14 protein-coding genes are annotated in these 15,039 nt (G+C 62.1%); 5 read left to right on the top strand and 9 right to left on the bottom strand.

Going from position 1 to position 15,039, the window contains the following annotated elements:
- Window positions 1-273 precede the first annotated feature (273 nt).
- Window positions 274-1,179 carry a LysR substrate-binding domain-containing protein gene (locus ACFMBG_RS09205; protein ID WP_421054406.1) on the top strand — a complete coding sequence of 302 codons (906 nt, stop codon included), beginning with the start codon at window positions 274-276 and terminating at the stop codon, window positions 1,177-1,179.
- 17 nt (window positions 1,180-1,196) lie between these two features.
- On the opposite strand, the gene ACFMBG_RS09200 is transcribed toward ACFMBG_RS09205, so the two are convergent.
- From ACFMBG_RS09200 to ACFMBG_RS09175, 6 genes are all read right to left on the bottom strand, one after another.
- Complete coding sequence (locus ACFMBG_RS09200; protein WP_421054405.1) at window positions 1,197-3,212, bottom strand: putative 2-aminoethylphosphonate ABC transporter permease subunit; 2,016 nt, start codon at window positions 3,210-3,212, stop codon at window positions 1,197-1,199.
- Between the two features lie 5 nt (window positions 3,213-3,217).
- Window positions 3,218-4,324, bottom strand: coding sequence for a putative 2-aminoethylphosphonate ABC transporter ATP-binding protein (locus tag ACFMBG_RS09195; RefSeq protein WP_421054404.1), 1,107 nt, complete (start codon window positions 4,322-4,324; stop codon window positions 3,218-3,220).
- Window positions 4,325-4,469: 145 nt separating this feature from the next.
- Window positions 4,470-5,489 carry a putative 2-aminoethylphosphonate ABC transporter substrate-binding protein gene (locus ACFMBG_RS09190; RefSeq protein WP_421054403.1) on the bottom strand — a complete coding sequence of 340 codons (1,020 nt, stop codon included), beginning with the start codon at window positions 5,487-5,489 and terminating at the stop codon, window positions 4,470-4,472.
- 292 nt (window positions 5,490-5,781) lie between these two features.
- A complete protein-coding gene (locus ACFMBG_RS09185; protein WP_421054402.1) occupies window positions 5,782-6,816 on the bottom strand; it encodes an ABC transporter substrate-binding protein in 1,035 nt (344 codons plus the stop codon).
- Window positions 6,786-8,171, bottom strand: a complete 1,386-nt coding sequence (locus ACFMBG_RS09180) for a sensor histidine kinase (protein WP_421054401.1) — start codon at window positions 8,169-8,171, stop codon at window positions 6,786-6,788. The genes ACFMBG_RS09185 and ACFMBG_RS09180 overlap by 31 nt, the downstream gene beginning before the upstream one ends.
- Window positions 8,168-8,833: a response regulator transcription factor gene (locus ACFMBG_RS09175; RefSeq protein ID WP_421054400.1), complete on the bottom strand. Its 666-nt coding sequence runs from the start codon at window positions 8,831-8,833 to the stop codon at window positions 8,168-8,170. The genes ACFMBG_RS09180 and ACFMBG_RS09175 overlap by 4 nt, the downstream gene beginning before the upstream one ends.
- A 117-nt stretch (window positions 8,834-8,950) precedes the next feature.
- Here ACFMBG_RS09175 and ACFMBG_RS09170 point away from each other — a divergent pair, with 117 nt between their 5' ends.
- From ACFMBG_RS09170 to ACFMBG_RS09160, 3 genes are all read left to right on the top strand, one after another.
- The gene (locus ACFMBG_RS09170; RefSeq protein ID WP_421054399.1) at window positions 8,951-9,934 is read left to right on the top strand and encodes a tripartite tricarboxylate transporter substrate binding protein; all 984 of its coding nucleotides are present in this window, start codon (window positions 8,951-8,953) and stop codon (window positions 9,932-9,934) included.
- A gap of 237 nt (window positions 9,935-10,171) precedes the next feature.
- Window positions 10,172-10,666 carry a tripartite tricarboxylate transporter TctB family protein gene (locus tag ACFMBG_RS09165; RefSeq protein WP_421054398.1) on the top strand — a complete coding sequence of 165 codons (495 nt, stop codon included), beginning with the start codon at window positions 10,172-10,174 and terminating at the stop codon, window positions 10,664-10,666.
- A gap of 1 nt (window position 10,667) precedes the next feature.
- A complete protein-coding gene (locus ACFMBG_RS09160) occupies window positions 10,668-12,185 on the top strand; it encodes a tripartite tricarboxylate transporter permease (RefSeq protein ID WP_421054397.1) in 1,518 nt (505 codons plus the stop codon).
- Window positions 12,186-12,382: 197 nt separating this feature from the next.
- Here ACFMBG_RS09160 and ACFMBG_RS09155 read toward each other — a convergent pair whose 3' ends face one another.
- The 3 genes from ACFMBG_RS09155 to ACFMBG_RS09145 form a co-directional block, all read right to left on the bottom strand.
- Entirely contained in the window at window positions 12,383-13,048 is a 666-nt protein-coding gene (locus ACFMBG_RS09155; RefSeq protein WP_421054396.1) for an acyl-homoserine-lactone synthase, read from the bottom strand.
- A gap of 61 nt (window positions 13,049-13,109) precedes the next feature.
- Window positions 13,110-13,745, bottom strand: a complete 636-nt coding sequence (locus tag ACFMBG_RS09150; protein ID WP_421054395.1) for a helix-turn-helix transcriptional regulator — start codon at window positions 13,743-13,745, stop codon at window positions 13,110-13,112.
- Window positions 13,746-13,942: 197 nt separating this feature from the next.
- The gene (locus ACFMBG_RS09145) at window positions 13,943-14,299 is read right to left on the bottom strand and encodes a helix-turn-helix domain-containing protein (RefSeq protein WP_421054394.1); all 357 of its coding nucleotides are present in this window, start codon (window positions 14,297-14,299) and stop codon (window positions 13,943-13,945) included.
- Between the two features lie 285 nt (window positions 14,300-14,584).
- On the opposite strand from ACFMBG_RS09145, the gene ACFMBG_RS09140 reads away from it, so the two are divergent.
- Complete coding sequence (locus tag ACFMBG_RS09140) at window positions 14,585-14,908, top strand: hypothetical protein (protein WP_421054393.1); 324 nt, start codon at window positions 14,585-14,587, stop codon at window positions 14,906-14,908.
- The last annotated feature ends 131 nt before the right edge of the window (window positions 14,909-15,039 follow it).

Raw genomic sequence — 15,039 nt, 5'->3', positions numbered from 1 at the left:
CGGATCTCGCGGGTCATGGCGCGGAAATCATCATCCCAGCTGCCCCAGTCCCGCAGCATCGCCTGTTTCACCGCATAAGAGGTGGTCAGCGGCCCCGGCGTCAGCAAATAGGGCTCCCCCAGCCGGGGCGGTTCAAGCGGCTCCGTCGCAACACTCATCTGCACTCTCCGAAAAGCATCTCCCAGCCATCATTGCCCCCCGCAATTCCATATGTACAATTGCAAAAAACAATCCTCTCATAGGCACAGCCTATGATCTTTGCAGGACAACCAAATGCGTCATTCCCAGCTCAAGGCCTTCCACCACGTTGCCCTCCTTGGCGGTTTCTCCCGCGCCGCGGAGGCTCTTCGCCTCACTCAGCCCGCGGTCTCGGAACAGGTGCGGAAGCTGGAGCAGGACCATGATGTGCTGCTGTTTCACCGCGAGAAGAAGCGGGTTTTCCTGACCAGCGAGGGCGAAGCGCTGCTGCATCTGACAAAGCAGTATTTCGAGGTTGAGGCCCAGATCGAGGACTACCTGTCCGAGACCAGTGCGGCGATCGAAGGCGAGTTGAGGATCATCGCGGACTCCGCGCAGCACCTGACCGGATTTCTGGGGCCGTTCCAGAAGCGCTACCCGAATGTCATCATATCCCTGCGCGTCGGGAATACCGGCGACATCCTGGATGAATTGAGGTCCTATAACGCCGAAATCGGCGTCGTGGGCAGCCTCACCCCCGGCAAGGATATGAGCATCCTGAACCTCGGGTCCACCGGGATCGTCGCCTTTGCCGCACGCGGCGTGCTGCCAGCCTCGCAACGGGACCTGCCGTTCAAGGAACTGGCGCAATTGCCGCTGGTCTTTCGTGAGGAAGGATCGAAGACGCGTGAGAAGGTGGAAGCAGCAGCCCGCGCGCAGGGGATCACGCTGAAGCCTGCAATCGTGGCCGAAGGACGGGAGGCGGTGCGGGAGCTGGTCGCCTCAGGCGCCGGCATCGGCTTTGTCTCCGAGGCGGAATTCGGCCATGACGACCGCCTGGTGCGCTACACGCTGCAAGGTGCCAATCTGGAGATGAGCGAAAGCATGATCTACCTGTCCCAGCGGCGCGATGTGAAGGTCATCCGTGCCTTCATGGAGTTCGCAACCGGCATACAGGCAAAGAAAGAAGCCCCCGCTGGCCATGTCCAACGGGGGCAGTAGGGGAGGTATTGTCTGCTCTAACGGCTGCGCCAGGCCTGGGTTCTCCGCAGAATGCCGCGGGAGGCCAGGAGGTGGATGATCCGCGCAAAAGCGTTGGTGTAGAAAATCATCATCCCCATGGCCGCCGCTGGCGCGATGTCGCCTGCGTCATCCATGTTCAGCACCGCAATCGAGGCCAGCGTCGTCTTGGGCGAATAGAGGAACACCACCGCCGACACCGTCGTCATCGCGTTGACGAACAGGTAAATGGAGATGTCCAGCACCGCGGGCAGGCAAACCGGTACCGTGACGCGGGCGAACAGCTTCATCGTCGGCTGCTTGAGCGAGGCGGCAACGGATTCGAACTCCCGGTCCATCTGCTTGAGTGCAGTGACTGCCGTCAGGTGCGACACCGTGTAGAAGTGGGTGACCGTGCAGACCACCAGGATCGCCATGGTGCCGTAGAGCGCATTCAGCGGATTTGCCGGATTGTTGAAGAAGAAGATATAGGCCAGCCCCAGCACCATACCCGGGATTGCCATCGGCAGCATGGCAAACATCTGGAAGACGGCGCGCCCGGTGCGGAAGCCCTTGGATTTTTCCACCAGATAGGCCCCGAAAAAAACCACGGCAGTGCCGGCAGCGGCCGTCATCAGCGCCAGCTTGATCGAGTTCACATAGGATCCCCAGCCGCCGCCGTCCATTTTATCAAACTGGTAGTTGTTCAGGCTGAGGCTCAGGTCATAAGGCCAGAACTTGATCAGCGCCGCAAACTGGCAGACCGCCAGCAGGCCGGCAATGAACAGGCCGATGAGTGTGCAATAGGCAAAGAAGATACGGTCCATCTTCTTGTCCGGCTGCGGCTCATAAGGCACCGAGCGGGCCGAGAGCAGCGCCACCTGCTTGGACTGCACCATGCGGTCGATGGCAAAGGCGAGGATCGCCGGGATCACCAGTACCACCGAAACCACCGCGCCCATCTCGAAGTTCTGCTGGCCAATCACCTGCTTGTAGATGTCCACCGCCAGCACGTTGAACTGGCCGCCGATCACCTTGGGCAGGCCAAAGTCGGTGATCACCAGGTTAAACACCACAAAGGCCGCGGAGATCAGCCCGTATCGGGCACCGGGCACGGTCACGGTCCAGAACGTGCGCCAGGGGGTGGAGCGCAGGCTGGCCGCGGCCTCGTAAAGGCGCGCGTCAGAGATCGCCAGCGCGGTTGAGATGATGATGAAGGCATGCGGGAAAGTGAAGAAGACCGAACCGATCACGATGCCTATGGGGCCGTAAATGCTGGCGCCGAACATCAGTTCCTTGAGCATGCCCTGATTGCCGAACAGGTAGACCAGCGCGATGCCCGGCAGCAGTGAAGGCACAAGGATCGGCGCCATCGCGATCAGCCGGAACACACCCTTGTACTTCATGCAGCTGCGGTTCAGCGCGTAGGCGAACCAGAAGGCCAGCGAGACCGTCACCACCGTGCTGAGCACCGCAATCCACAGCGAGTTCTTGATCGAATTGAACAGAGCGGGCGTTGAGAAATAAGAGACGAAGTTGTCGAGGCCGCGCGACTGCACCGGGCGCAGCTGCACCCGTCGGAACGTGTTGGAGTCGAGCGTGACCCAATCGGTGCCGGTCTGCAGGTTGGAGCCGATCAGGAAGCGGCCTGTATCAGAGGTATTGCGGATCTGATACATCACCGGGCTGCGAAAGCTGAAGTCCGGGAACAAACCGGTGACCGGCAGCCGCCCGTCGGCCCCGGTGGACAGCTCGGCATCGGCATAGGCGCCGGTGCGGGCATTCAGCCCGGCACCGGTCAGGATGGTTCCGTCAAACTGGCCCGCCGCGTCGCTGACCTGGAATTCATACTGCGACAGCTCCATCCGGTAGGTGGAGAAGGATTTGGACAGCATCGCATAGAGCGGGAACACCAGCGACACCACCAGATAGAGCGCGATGATGATCATGCTGCCGCGCATGATGATGTCATCGCGGCTCAGCTTGCCCTTGATGACCGGGCCGGGCGGCAGGATGGATTGCGAGGTATCAGACATCTGCGTCACGCCCCCTGCCCTGCGGCATCAAAGGCCATCAGCCGGCTGTCAGGCAATTCGATTTCCATCTGGCATCCGGCCTCCAGCCCCAGGCGGCGCACTGCGTTGATCGAGAAATCGGCAATCAGTTCCTTGCCGCCAAACCGCTCATTCGTCAGGCGGCAGCGCCAGAAGGAGCCAAGGAATTCCATTTCGGCCAGCTGCACATCAATGCAATTGCGGTTGCCGCTGGCCTGCAGATAGCCCGCCTCATGCGGGATCACGTCCTCAGGCCGGATCGCGGCGGTGACAGGGGTGCCGTCGGCAAAACCGTGCGGCAGGCAGGCAAAGGTTTTCTCGCCAACCGCCAGGCGCCCGCCCTTGGCAACGGAAGAGGTGATCCGGTTCATCTCGCCGATGAAGTCGGCAACAAACAGGTTGGCAGGTTCGCGGTAGATTTCCGTGGGGGAGCCGACCTGTTCGATCACCCCGTGGTTCATCACCACAATGCGGTCGGCCATGGCCAGCGCCTCTTCCTGGTCGTGGGTCACCATGATGGTGGTGACGCCCAGCCTGCGCTGCAGCTCCTTGATTTCATGGCGCAGGTGGACGCGCACCTTGGCATCCAGTGCCGACAGCGGCTCATCCAGCAGCAAGAGGCCGGGGTTGGTGGCAATGGCGCGCGCCAGGGCAATTCGCTGCTGCTGGCCGCCCGACAGCTGTGCCGGATACTTGCGGCCCTGATCCGGCAGGCCGACCAGTTCCAGCAGCTCCTGCACGCGGGCTGTGATTTCCGCCTTGCTGCGGCCCGCGTTTTCCAGCCCGAACGCGATGTTCTTCTCGATCGTCAGGTTCGGGAATAGCGCATAGGACTGGAACACAATCCCGAAATCGCGTTCCGACGGCGGCAGGTTCGACACATCCTGCCCGCCCTGGGTCACCGTGCCCTTGGTCGGCAGGTCCAGTCCGGCAATGGCGCGTAGCAGCGTGGTCTTGCCGCAGCCTGAGGGGCCGAGAAAACAGATGAATTCGCCTTCCTTCACCTCCAGGGAAATGTCCTTCAGCGCGACGAAGCTGCCGAAGGCTTTCCACAGGTCGCGGATGCTCAGGTAGGTTTCTTTTGGCGGGGTCATTTGAAGCACGTCTTAGGTCCTTGCTTGTGCCAAAAGCACACCCGGCACGGATCGAGAGGGCGGCGCGGCAGCGGGAGGAAACAGGCGGAGGCAAGCTGGAAAGCAGCAAAGGCGGAAAGAGCCGGAGGCCCCTTCCGCAGACAGGTCACTTCGCTTCCGATTTGCCGTCGTAGCGGGACTGCCATTCCTTGAGGATTGCCGACCGGTTATTGGCGGCAAACTCAAAGTCGTTGTCGATCATCGCGTCCAGCAGGCCCGCGGGGAAATGCTCAACCGGTTTGGCCACGCCCGGATAGGCAACAACCGCATAGCCGGTGTTGTACATCTCGTTGGCTTCCTTGGTGATCGAGAAGTCCACCAGCTTCTGCGCGGCTTCCAGATTTGCCGTGCCGGCCACGATGGCCGTTGCCTCCATGTCCCAGCCGACGCCTTCGGACGGCACGATGATGTCCAGCGGCGCGCCTGCGGCCTTGGACTTGGCACCGCGGAAGGCGAATGAGATGCCGATCGGGATTTCACCGGCAGCCGCCAGCTTGCAGGGTTTGGAGCCGGAATGGGTGTAGCGTGCGATGTTGTCGTGCAGCGCGTCCATATACTGCCAGCCGCCGTCCTCGCCAAACATCTGCAGCCAGCTCGAAACATCCAGGAAACCGGTGCCGGAGGAATTCGGGTTCGGCATGATCACATGGCCTGCATACTGGGGATCGGTCAGATCCTTCCAGGAGCTGGGCGGCGTCAAACCAGCCTTTTCAGCCTCAACAGTATTGTAGCAGACCGAGGCCACCCAAGCGTCCATGCCAACCCAGCTGGGCGGGTTGTCACCATCGACGAACTTGGGGTCAAGCTGGTCCACACCAGCAGGTGAATAGGCCTCCAGCATGCCTTCGGATTTCAACAGCAGCAGCGAGGTCGCCGCCAGCCCCCAGACCACATCCGCCTGCGGGTTGTCGCGCTCGGCCAGCAGCTTGGCGGTGATGATCCCGGTGGAATCCCGCACCCAGTTGATCTTGATGTCCGGGTGGCTTTTGTTGAATGTCTCCGCATACCGCGCGAGGTCTTCCGCTTCGACAGCCGTGTAGACCGTCAGCTCCGTTTCCGCCAGCCCGGCACCGGCGGCGGCCACGGAGAATGCCAATGCCGTAATAAATGACGCTTTCTGTTTCATCGGTGTCCTCTGTTGGTTTGGTGTTGTTCTCCCGCACCCTCTGACGGGGCGCTTTGGACCTAAAATTTTTAGTGTCTGGAAGTTTGACAGAAATATTTATCAAGAAAAATCGAATATACCCATTACATCATAGGCTCAGCTTATGGACAAATCGCGATGGGCCGACGCAATACCTTTGCCTCTCCAATGGCCGCGCAGCACCCCGGCCGGAGCCATCAGCCGCGGCGTTTCCAGTCGTGGCTCTGGCTCAGCCTGGGTAAACCGGCAGCTGGTTGCAGGCCATCAAACCGCGCTATTCCTTCCGGACCGCGCTGAACCATTCCGCCATGAAGCGGCGGCGTTTCTCGGCGTCCAGATAGACCAGCAGGCCGGGCCCCAGCTGAATTGGCCGCTTCGGGCTGGCGCTGTCGACAAAGGCGACCGGCGGCTGCGCGAAGGGGTAATTCGCCGCCGGCGGCTGCGACCAGGCTGCCGCCGCCAGATGATCGACAAAGCTCCGGGCCAGCCCTGGCTGCCGCCCGCCTTTCAGCAGAACGGCGGAGCGCATCATCAGGTGGGTATAGTCCTCCGGGTCGATCACAATGATCTTTTCCGCCAGATCCTGCCGGGCCCGCGCATAGCTGCCCAGGACATTGTAGGCCACCAGGATCTCTCCGGAGGCGACGCTTTCGATCATGCTGGAGGAGCAGCAGAACAGCTGCGGATCCAGGCTGCCGATGACTTCCATTAGCCGCCAGTAGGTTTCCGATGTGCGCGCATCCTGGGTCGCAAAGAGATAGCCCAGCCCGCTGAGCGAGACATCGTAGGTGCCCACCTTGCCGCGGAACCGTTCCGGCTGCGCGCGCAGCAGCGAAATCAGGTCCTGCCGCGTGCGCAGGACTTCCCCGCGGGAAAAAGCCGCCGCCGACACCACAATGGACGCAGGCTCCAGGGAAAAGGCAAACACATGGCCGCGCCACTCGCCCCACTCCGGAATAAGCGCTGTGGACGCGGATTGGTGCGGGCGGGTGAAACCGTCATTGGCCAGTTTGGTCTGCAAATCCATGGCGGAAGACAGGGCAACGTCAAAGGGCTCCTGCCCCTCCAGCACCGCTTTCATCACCTCGCTGCTGTTGGCAGCAGTGTACTCGATTGCGGCTCCCGGATGATCCTCAAGAAAGCTGCTGATCAGCGGTTCCAGAATTGCCGTGTCCGTGGTCGAGATCACCCGCAGGGGGGTGACGTCCTGGGGGCCGATCCAGTGCCGTTCCTCCACTTCGAACCCGGCTGCCCCTGCCGCCGCAAAGGCCAGAAAGGTCAGTAGAGCGGAAAACAAAGCGTTACGCACGCGCCTGCTCCTGTTTGGCTGTCTTCGATGATCAGGCGGCCGCCGTGGGCTTCGGCCACCTCACGGGCAATGGTCAGCCCCAGCCCCGAGCCGATGGTGTCCCCGGCATTGGCGCCGCGGACGAAGCGGCGGGTCAGGGCCTCGGTGTCTTCGCCCGCAAAGCCGCCGGCCTCGTCTTCCACTTCGATACAGGCCTCGCTGCCGGAGTTGGCCGTGCGGACCCATATGTCCCTGTCCCGGCCGGAATACTTGATGGCATTGTCCAGAATATTGCGAACCGCGTTTTGCAGCAGGATGGCATCACCCTTTACACTGACATCGCCATCGCTTTGGAAATGCAGGACAATATCCTTGAGCTCCGCCACCGGCTGCAGCCGCTCTGCCAGATCGCGGGCAAGCGCGGTCAGGTTGACCTCTTCCCGCTCCAGGCTGTCAGTGCGGAACGACACCATGGCGTGATCCAGCAGCTGCCCGGCCGCGCGGGAGCTTTCGTCGATTGCGCGGATCATTTCGCGCAGGCTGGCGCGGTTGTCTTCCCTGTCCACCCGCATCAGGGTGACCTCGGCCTGGGTGCGCACCGTCGCCAGCGGCGTGCGCACCCGGTGCGCGGCTTCGGCGATGAAATCCTCGGAACGGGTCAGCGAGGCCTGCAAGCGGCTGATAAAGCTGTTGAGCGAGGACACCAGCGGCGACATCTCGGCAGGCACCGGGCGGGTCACCGGGCGCAGATCCTTGGGCCCGCGCCGCGAGATCGCCTCGGTCAGCGACCGCAGCGGGGTGATGCTGGACTGCGCGGTCCAGACCGCGAGGCCCGAGGCCAGCACGAAAAAGCCCACACCCAGAAAAAGCGCAGACCGGAACAGCTGCTGGAGCAGTGCCGCCTGGCCGGTACGGGTCTGAGCCACCGACACCTGTACCGCCACCGGCGCCCCCTGTGCGGACAGGCGGCGGGACACCGTCACCGCCCGGATCGTCTCACCCTTGTATTCGGCGGTTTCGAACAGCGGCTGGCGCGGCTGGACCGGCTGGTCACCAGCGGGCAGATCGGCATAGCCGGTCAGCACCCCTGCCGGGCTTGCGATCCGGTAGAACACCCGGTCATCGCTGACATTGCCCAGCATCGACAGGGCGGCATAGGGGATGTCGGCGGCGATCTCCCCCGATTGCACCGAAATGGAATCCAGTATCGAGGTTGCCGAGGCCAGCAGGATCCTGTCGTGGCTTTCCTCGGCAACATTGCGGACAAACCCCAGCACCGCAAAGAACAGGATCGCCGCCAAAAGCGCCGCGCTGCCCACCAGCTGCAGCAGCAGGCGGCGGCGGAGGGAGCCGCTGACATTGACCGCTGCGCTCATCCCAGGCTCAACCGGTAGCCAAGACCGCGCACCGTGGTGATCTGCACACCGGACCCGGCCAGATGCTTGCGCAGCCGGGCGACATAGACCTCGATGGCGTTTTCCGAGACCTCCTCGTCATAGGAAAACAGCCGGTCGACCAGTTTCGATTTGGAAAAAATCCGGTCTGGCGCGTTCAAAAACACCTCCAGCAGCCGCAATTCCCGGTTGCGCAGCGTGATGGTCCTGCCGCCCGTGGACAGTGTTCCCGCCATCGGGTCGAACTGCAAATTTCCGAATCGCCGCAGGTTGGAACTGCCGCCGCCGCGCCGCCGCAGCACCGCCCGGCAGCGCGCTTCGAGCTCGGAAAAATCGAACGGCTTGGTGATGTAATCATCGGCGCCAAGATCCAGCATCCCGACCCGGTCAGAGACCTCGGAGCGGGCCGTCAGAACGATGACGGGGGTTTCCTTCTCATTCTCCCGGTGGGCCTTCAGGAAGCTGCGCCCGTCCCCGTCCGGCAGCATAATGTCCAGCAAAATCAGATCGTAATCGGTCGTTCCGGAAAACGCAGAGGCGGTGCTTACATCCGGAGCATGGTCCACAACATGCCCGTCCAGCCGCAGCCGGTCCAGAATGGCCTTTGCCAGGCTTTCGTTGTCTTCAACCAGCAGGAAGCGCATCTGCGCGGCTCCTTTCCAAACGGACCTTGGCGGCTACGTGACAGGTTTGTGTCAGCTTGCTGTGCTCACTTTCAGTCATGAGCGGCTTGACCGCGTTTTGTCAAATGGGAGGACAACATGAACAAATGGACCCTGACCCGCCGTGCGGCACTGGCGGCAACGGCGGCGGCACTGGCTTTTGCAACCCCGTCCTGGGCCGGGGAGCAGGTGGTCGGCAGCATCCACTTCCTGATCCCCGGCGGCGCAGGCGGCGGCTGGGACGGCACCGCCCGCGGCACTGGCGAAGCGCTGACGGAAGCCGGGCTGGTGGGCAAGGCGTCATACGAGAACATGTCCGGCGGCGGCGGCGGCAAGGCGATCGGCTACCTGATCGAAAACGCCGAAAGCCAGCACGGCACGCTGATGGTGAATTCCACCCCGATCGTGATCCGTTCACTCACCGGCGTGTTCCCGCAGAACTTCCGCGATCTGACGCTGGTGGCGGGCACCATTGGCGACTATGCGGCTATCGTGGTGGGCAAGGACAGCCCGATCAATTCGATGGAGGACCTGCTGGCCGCCTACAAGGCCGACCCGCGCGGCACCGCGGTGGGCGGCGGCTCGGTTCCGGGCGGCATGGACCACCTGGTTGCGGCGATGGTGATGGAGGCCGCGGGCGAAGACCCGACGGCAGTGAAATACATCCCCTACGATGCCGGCGGCAAGGCCATGGCGGCGCTGTTGTCGGGCGAGATCGCGGCGCTCAGCACCGGGTTTTCCGAAGCCATCGACCTGGCCAATGCCGGCGAGGTGAAGATCATCGGCATCACCGCCGATGAGCGCGTGGACAGCTACCCGGATGCGCCGACGATGAAGGAACAGGGGCTCGACACCACCTTCGTCAACTGGCGCGGCTTCTTTGCGGCCCCCGGCCTGCCCGAGGACAAGCTGGCCGCCTATCAGGACGCGCTGGCCAAGATGTACGGCACCCCGGAATGGGAAGAGGTCCGCGCCCGCAACGGCTGGGTCAACATCCACAATTCGGGCGATGATTTCCGCGCCTTCCTGGAGGACCAGGAACAGGCCATCGGCGATCTGATGAAGAAGCTCGGCTTCCTCTGAGCCCGGCGCAAACGCGGGGGCTTTGCCCCCGCACCCCCAGGATATTTACAGCCAAAAGAAGCCCGCCCCCAAACTGCCGTTAACTGATTGGCTTTCGCGCCCGGCGGCGCAGAAAACTGTTCTCAGAGCGCGGGCACAGTCCTTCTTCTGGCCTCAAATATCCCGGGGGAGCCGCGCAGCGCGCGGCGGGGGCAGCGCCCCCTTCCCTTCAATTCCTTCTCAATACCGGAGGAGAACATGGCACTCGACCGCTGGATTGCCCTGGTCATTCTGATGATCTGCCTCGCCTACGGCTATGCGGCTTTCTTCACCATGGATGCCGCCCTGCCGCCCTTCATGAAACGCAACCCGATCTGGCCCAGCACCTTCCCCAAGATCCTGTCGGTGATGGCCATCCTGGTGGCCCTCTACGTGCTGCTGGGGTTTGAAAAAGGCGCCGACGACCCGAAACCGATGGACATCAACTACCGCCGCCTGACGGAGTACAAGCTGGGCCAGGCGCTGGCGCTGCTGGGGCTGATGGCGGCCTATGCGCTGCTGCTGCGGCCCGCGGGCTTCCTGCCCGCTACTGTGGGCTTTCTGGTCGCCGGCGCCTGGGTGCTGGGCGAGCGCAAGCTGCACATCCTGCTGCCTGTCACCGCCGGGGCGGCCGGCGTGGTCTGGTATCTGGTGCAGGAGGTGCTTGGCATCTTCCTGAGCCCTTGGCCCGCATTTCTGACAAACGGAGGCTGACATGCTCGAAGGCATCATGGTCGGGCTGGGAACGGCCTTTTCCCTCACCAATCTTCTGATGGTCATCGGCGGCTGCCTGATCGGCACCTTCATCGGCATGCTGCCAGGGCTGGGGCCGATGTCGATCATCGCCATCATGATCCCGGTGGCGATCTCCATCGGTGATCCCTCCGCCGCGCTGATCCTGCTGGCCGGTGTTTATTACGGCGCGATCTTCGGCGGCTCCACCTCCTCGATCCTGATCAACGCGCCCGGTGTCGCCTCCACCGTGGCGACCAGTTTCGACGGCTACCCGCTGGCCCGCCAGGGCAAGGCCGGCAAGGCGCTGACGGTGGCGGCGATCGCGTCTTTCTCCGGCGGAACCATCGGGGCGATCCTGCTGATGATCTTCGCTCCGGCGCTGGCGACCGTGGCGCTGCTGTTCCATTCGGCCGAATATTTCGCGCTGATGGTGGTGGGGCTGTCGGCGATTGCCGCCTTTGCCGGATCCGGACAGGTCGGCAAGGCGCTTCTGATGACGCTCCTGGGGCTGATCATGGCCACGGTGGGCGAAGGCGCGCTGTTCAACATGCCGCGCTTCACCATGGGGATCATGGACCTGCAGTCGGGCTTTGGCTTCATCACCCTGGCGATGGCGATGTTCGCCCTGCCGGAGGCGATGTATCTGGTGCTGGATCCCTCCCGCTCCAATTCCGGCAGCGGCAGCAGCGAGATCAAGGACCTGCGCATCACCAGGGAGGAGGCCAAGGCAATCGCCCCGGTGATCGGGCGCCAGTCGATCCAGGGCTTCCTGATCGGCGTGCTGCCGGGCGCGGGCGCCACCATCGCCTCCTTCCTCGGCTATGCGGTGGAGCGCAACATTGCCCCGAAGGAGGAGCAGGAGCAGTTCGGCAAGGGCTCTGTCAAAGGCCTCGCCGCGCCGGAAAGCGCCAACAACGCCGCCTGCACCGGCTCCTTCGTACCGCTCCTGACGCTGGGCATTCCCGGCTCCGGCACCACCGCGATCCTGCTGGGGGCGCTGATCGCGCTCAACGTCTCGCCCGGGCCGCGGCTGATGGTGGATGAGCCGCAGATCTTCTGGGCCGTCATCATCTCAATGTATCTGGGCAACCTGATCCTCTTGATCCTGAACCTGCCGCTGATCCCCTATATCGCCAAGGTGCTGGCGGTGCCGCGCAACTACCTGATCCCCTTCATCCTGTTCTTCACCCTGATGGGGGCCTACATCGGCCAGAACAACGCCACCGAGCTGCTGATCCTTGTGGGCCTTGGGATCTGCGCAACGGTGCTGCGGTTTGCGGACTATCCGCTGGCGCCGCTGCTGATCGGATTCATCCTGGGGCGGATGCTGGAGGACAACTTTGCCCGGTCGATGCAGCTGTATGACGGGCTCGGGTTCATCCTGGAAAGGCCAATGACCCTTGGACTGCTGGGCCTGGCCATCATCCTGGTGGTCCTGCCCAGCTACCGCGCCCGGCGCGCCCGGCTGCGCGCCGAAGGGTCTGCCGACGCGGACTGACTTCAGCCGGGGACGCAATGGCCTCCCTGCCGGTCCCCGGCTGCGGGGGCAGGCAGAACAGGACAGCGCTGCCAGGCAAGGAATTTGCCCGGCAGCGCCATTGGTTTTCAAGGCTGCGAATGACCTTGCGGCAGCGGCCTCAAGGGACGGGGCAGCCAACAGGCCATTGTGAAGGGAACGTGATCCGGATTGACCCGCTACGCAGCCCCCTGAAGCTGAGGCACCGGACCGAATTGGGAAGCAGGCGAGAGGCAGAACGCTGCCAGGTCCTGGTTCACCAAGGGGTCGCACGCCATCAGGAATGTCCGGTATTCGCGCCCGTCATCATTGCAGATATAGCGGGCCGCTTCCCTGCGGACAGTGTACCCGAACCGCCTCAGCAGCAGCCCCAGGCTGCGCGGCGACAGCGACATCATCTCGGAGGCACCGAAGCTATGCGCCGCCTGGCACAATCCGGCAACCACCAGCTTGGTTTCAATGGATGGCTGCGCTGTGTCTGCCCGGGTCTCGTCCATGACGAAACGGGTGCACTCCCACGTCCGGTCTGTCTCCGGGTATTCGCTCAGCAGCCCGCCCGGTATGCCCTGGATCTTGCCGTCCCTGGCATCCTTCAGCATATAGCTCCAGTAGCCGTCACTGCTGCCGCAGGACGCGGCACGCGCCCCGGCAATGATCCGGCTGCCCTGCGTGACAATCGAATAGACGGCTCCCGGCCGATCGTACTGATCCTGTTCAAAAGTTCCATCGTGGTTCAACCCCCAGCCGAGTTCGTCCACCAGCTTCTGTTTGCGCAAGGCAAGAAAGCCCCGGTACTCCGCATTGAAACTGGACCGTTGTTCGTAAGAAAAGATGTGTAGCTGCATGGCGCTCTCCTAGTTGCAGCGCCATGATCAAAGGGACTTAGCCGTTTGAAATCCTGAAGTGTCAGATCAGTCCGAATTTTATTACTTGTGATATGAGCTGAGCGCTCGTCTTGGCTTCCAGCGCCTGCATGGCAGTCCGCCGCCGGGCCCTGACGGTTTCCAGCTTGACCCCCAAACTCTCAGCAATTTCCTGATCCTTGCAGCCGCTGCACATCATCCTGAGAACATCCTTGACCGGAGCCGTGAGCGTGATTGCGTTCGACGGCTCGAATTCCAGTGCGTGCAGGGCATAGAGGGCCGCGCGGGCGATCCGCAGTTCCTCTTTGCTCCACTCAGGACCAGAGCAGCTCAGAACAGAAACGCGCCCATCGGCGCTGATCGCCAATGTATTTCCCTGATGCAGCCCGTAGTTCGCCGCATCCTTAAAAAACGCCTTCGACGACGGAAAGAGCCGCTCAAGTTCTTTCCAGGTCACCCAGCCTGTGCTGCTCAATCCGAACTGAATTGTTGGGTCTACAAGCAGGTACGCCTGGTCGACATACCGGTCCACCCAGCGCTTGGCGTAGGTGCTGTGGACAAAGACCGGCTCTACCCCGTCGAAGCCCACACCAATGGAATACCCGTTCTCCGAGATTTCCCCCAGGGACCTTAAAAGAATACCGCGTATATCATTTCTCATATTGTGCTTCACACGCATAGTATGCAACCAACCATAATGATACCGCAAAAAGCGATTATCACAAATGATAAGTACATTACTCGGGCAAGACCATGCAAAGAGATAAAATCACTGCAGCGACCCTGGAAGTGCTGTTACGCACAGTCGCCGATGCCAACCGGGAAAGGCCCCACCTGGGAACCCACCTGTTTAAACGTATTGTCGAGAGGATAGAGTCAGCGCGCGCGGGCGCTGCTGATGAGCCGGCTAACTAGTTTTGCGTCATCTTCGGTAAGATCCGCTGCCTTGTCCAGAACGCTTCGGTCATCTGCATCCGGCTCATCCGAGAACAGATAAGCCATGTCTATATTTGCAACTTCACAAATCCGGATGATCCGCGCAACTGTCGGATTGAAGCGGCCATTCAGAACCTTGCTGACGTATTCCGGATTGTTGCCCGCGGCTTCCGAAACCTCGTCATAGTCGAGGCCACGGATGTCCAGCGCCTGGCGCAAGCGCTGCCGCCAAAGCTCAATTCCGCTATCTGCAGAGAGTTGTGTTTTTCCACCGCGTTCACCCATACCCAGCAGCATACACAGAACTATAGTTCCCGCAAATAGAATTATAAGTCTACAAGCAACACTGTGCAGACAGGAATTTGAATGCCGGTCCGCAGAAACCGATTTACACGCGCATGTTGATAGAACTATATTTCTATCGCGCCGATTTACCGGAGAACGCGATGACACCCAGGATTTCAAGACCCCGGCAGAGCGGGGCCGCAAAGCGCAGGCTTCCTGAAAAGCCCGCCGGCGCGGCCGGCCGCGGCTATGGAAAGCTGCTCTGCCAATTCTGATGACGCTTGGAGATTTTCTCAAATGAACGCCAGAATCGCTGCCCTCCCTGAAACGCAGGCAGAACGCATTCAGGCCGTGATCGCTGCCGCCAGTGACTACGCCCAAGCCCGCGAAGCATTTGACGCTGCCTCCAAAGAGCTGGAGAACTCGCACCGCCAGAACAGCAGCACTGCCGGCCAGCTCCTGGAGGAACTCGACGACGCCGCCGACGCCATCGGCATGACGCAAGCGCGGGTCGCAGACCTTGTCGCCTCGCTGGCCACCGACGGCTCTCTGGAAACACTAAGCAGGCTTCTGACGGCTGAAACCGCCTCCCCCCGCAATCCTCGCAGCAACGGCGCCTAAGGCAGAACTGGCCGGTCTGGCCACTATTCCGGTCAGGCGAGCCGAACGGGGCGGCCGTCCAGCGCCCCCTGCCCCGAAGCGCCGCGCAAGTTGCCTGTACCGGACAGGAGGCTTTCCTTTGCCGGAAACGC

Origin of the sequence: Leisingera coralii (assembly GCF_049056525.1) — a bacterium.
Taxonomy (GTDB): domain Bacteria; phylum Pseudomonadota; class Alphaproteobacteria; order Rhodobacterales; family Rhodobacteraceae; genus Leisingera; species Leisingera coralii.
The sequence above is the reverse complement of the archived record's forward strand: the minus strand, read 5'-3'. Positions and strand labels throughout refer to the sequence as shown.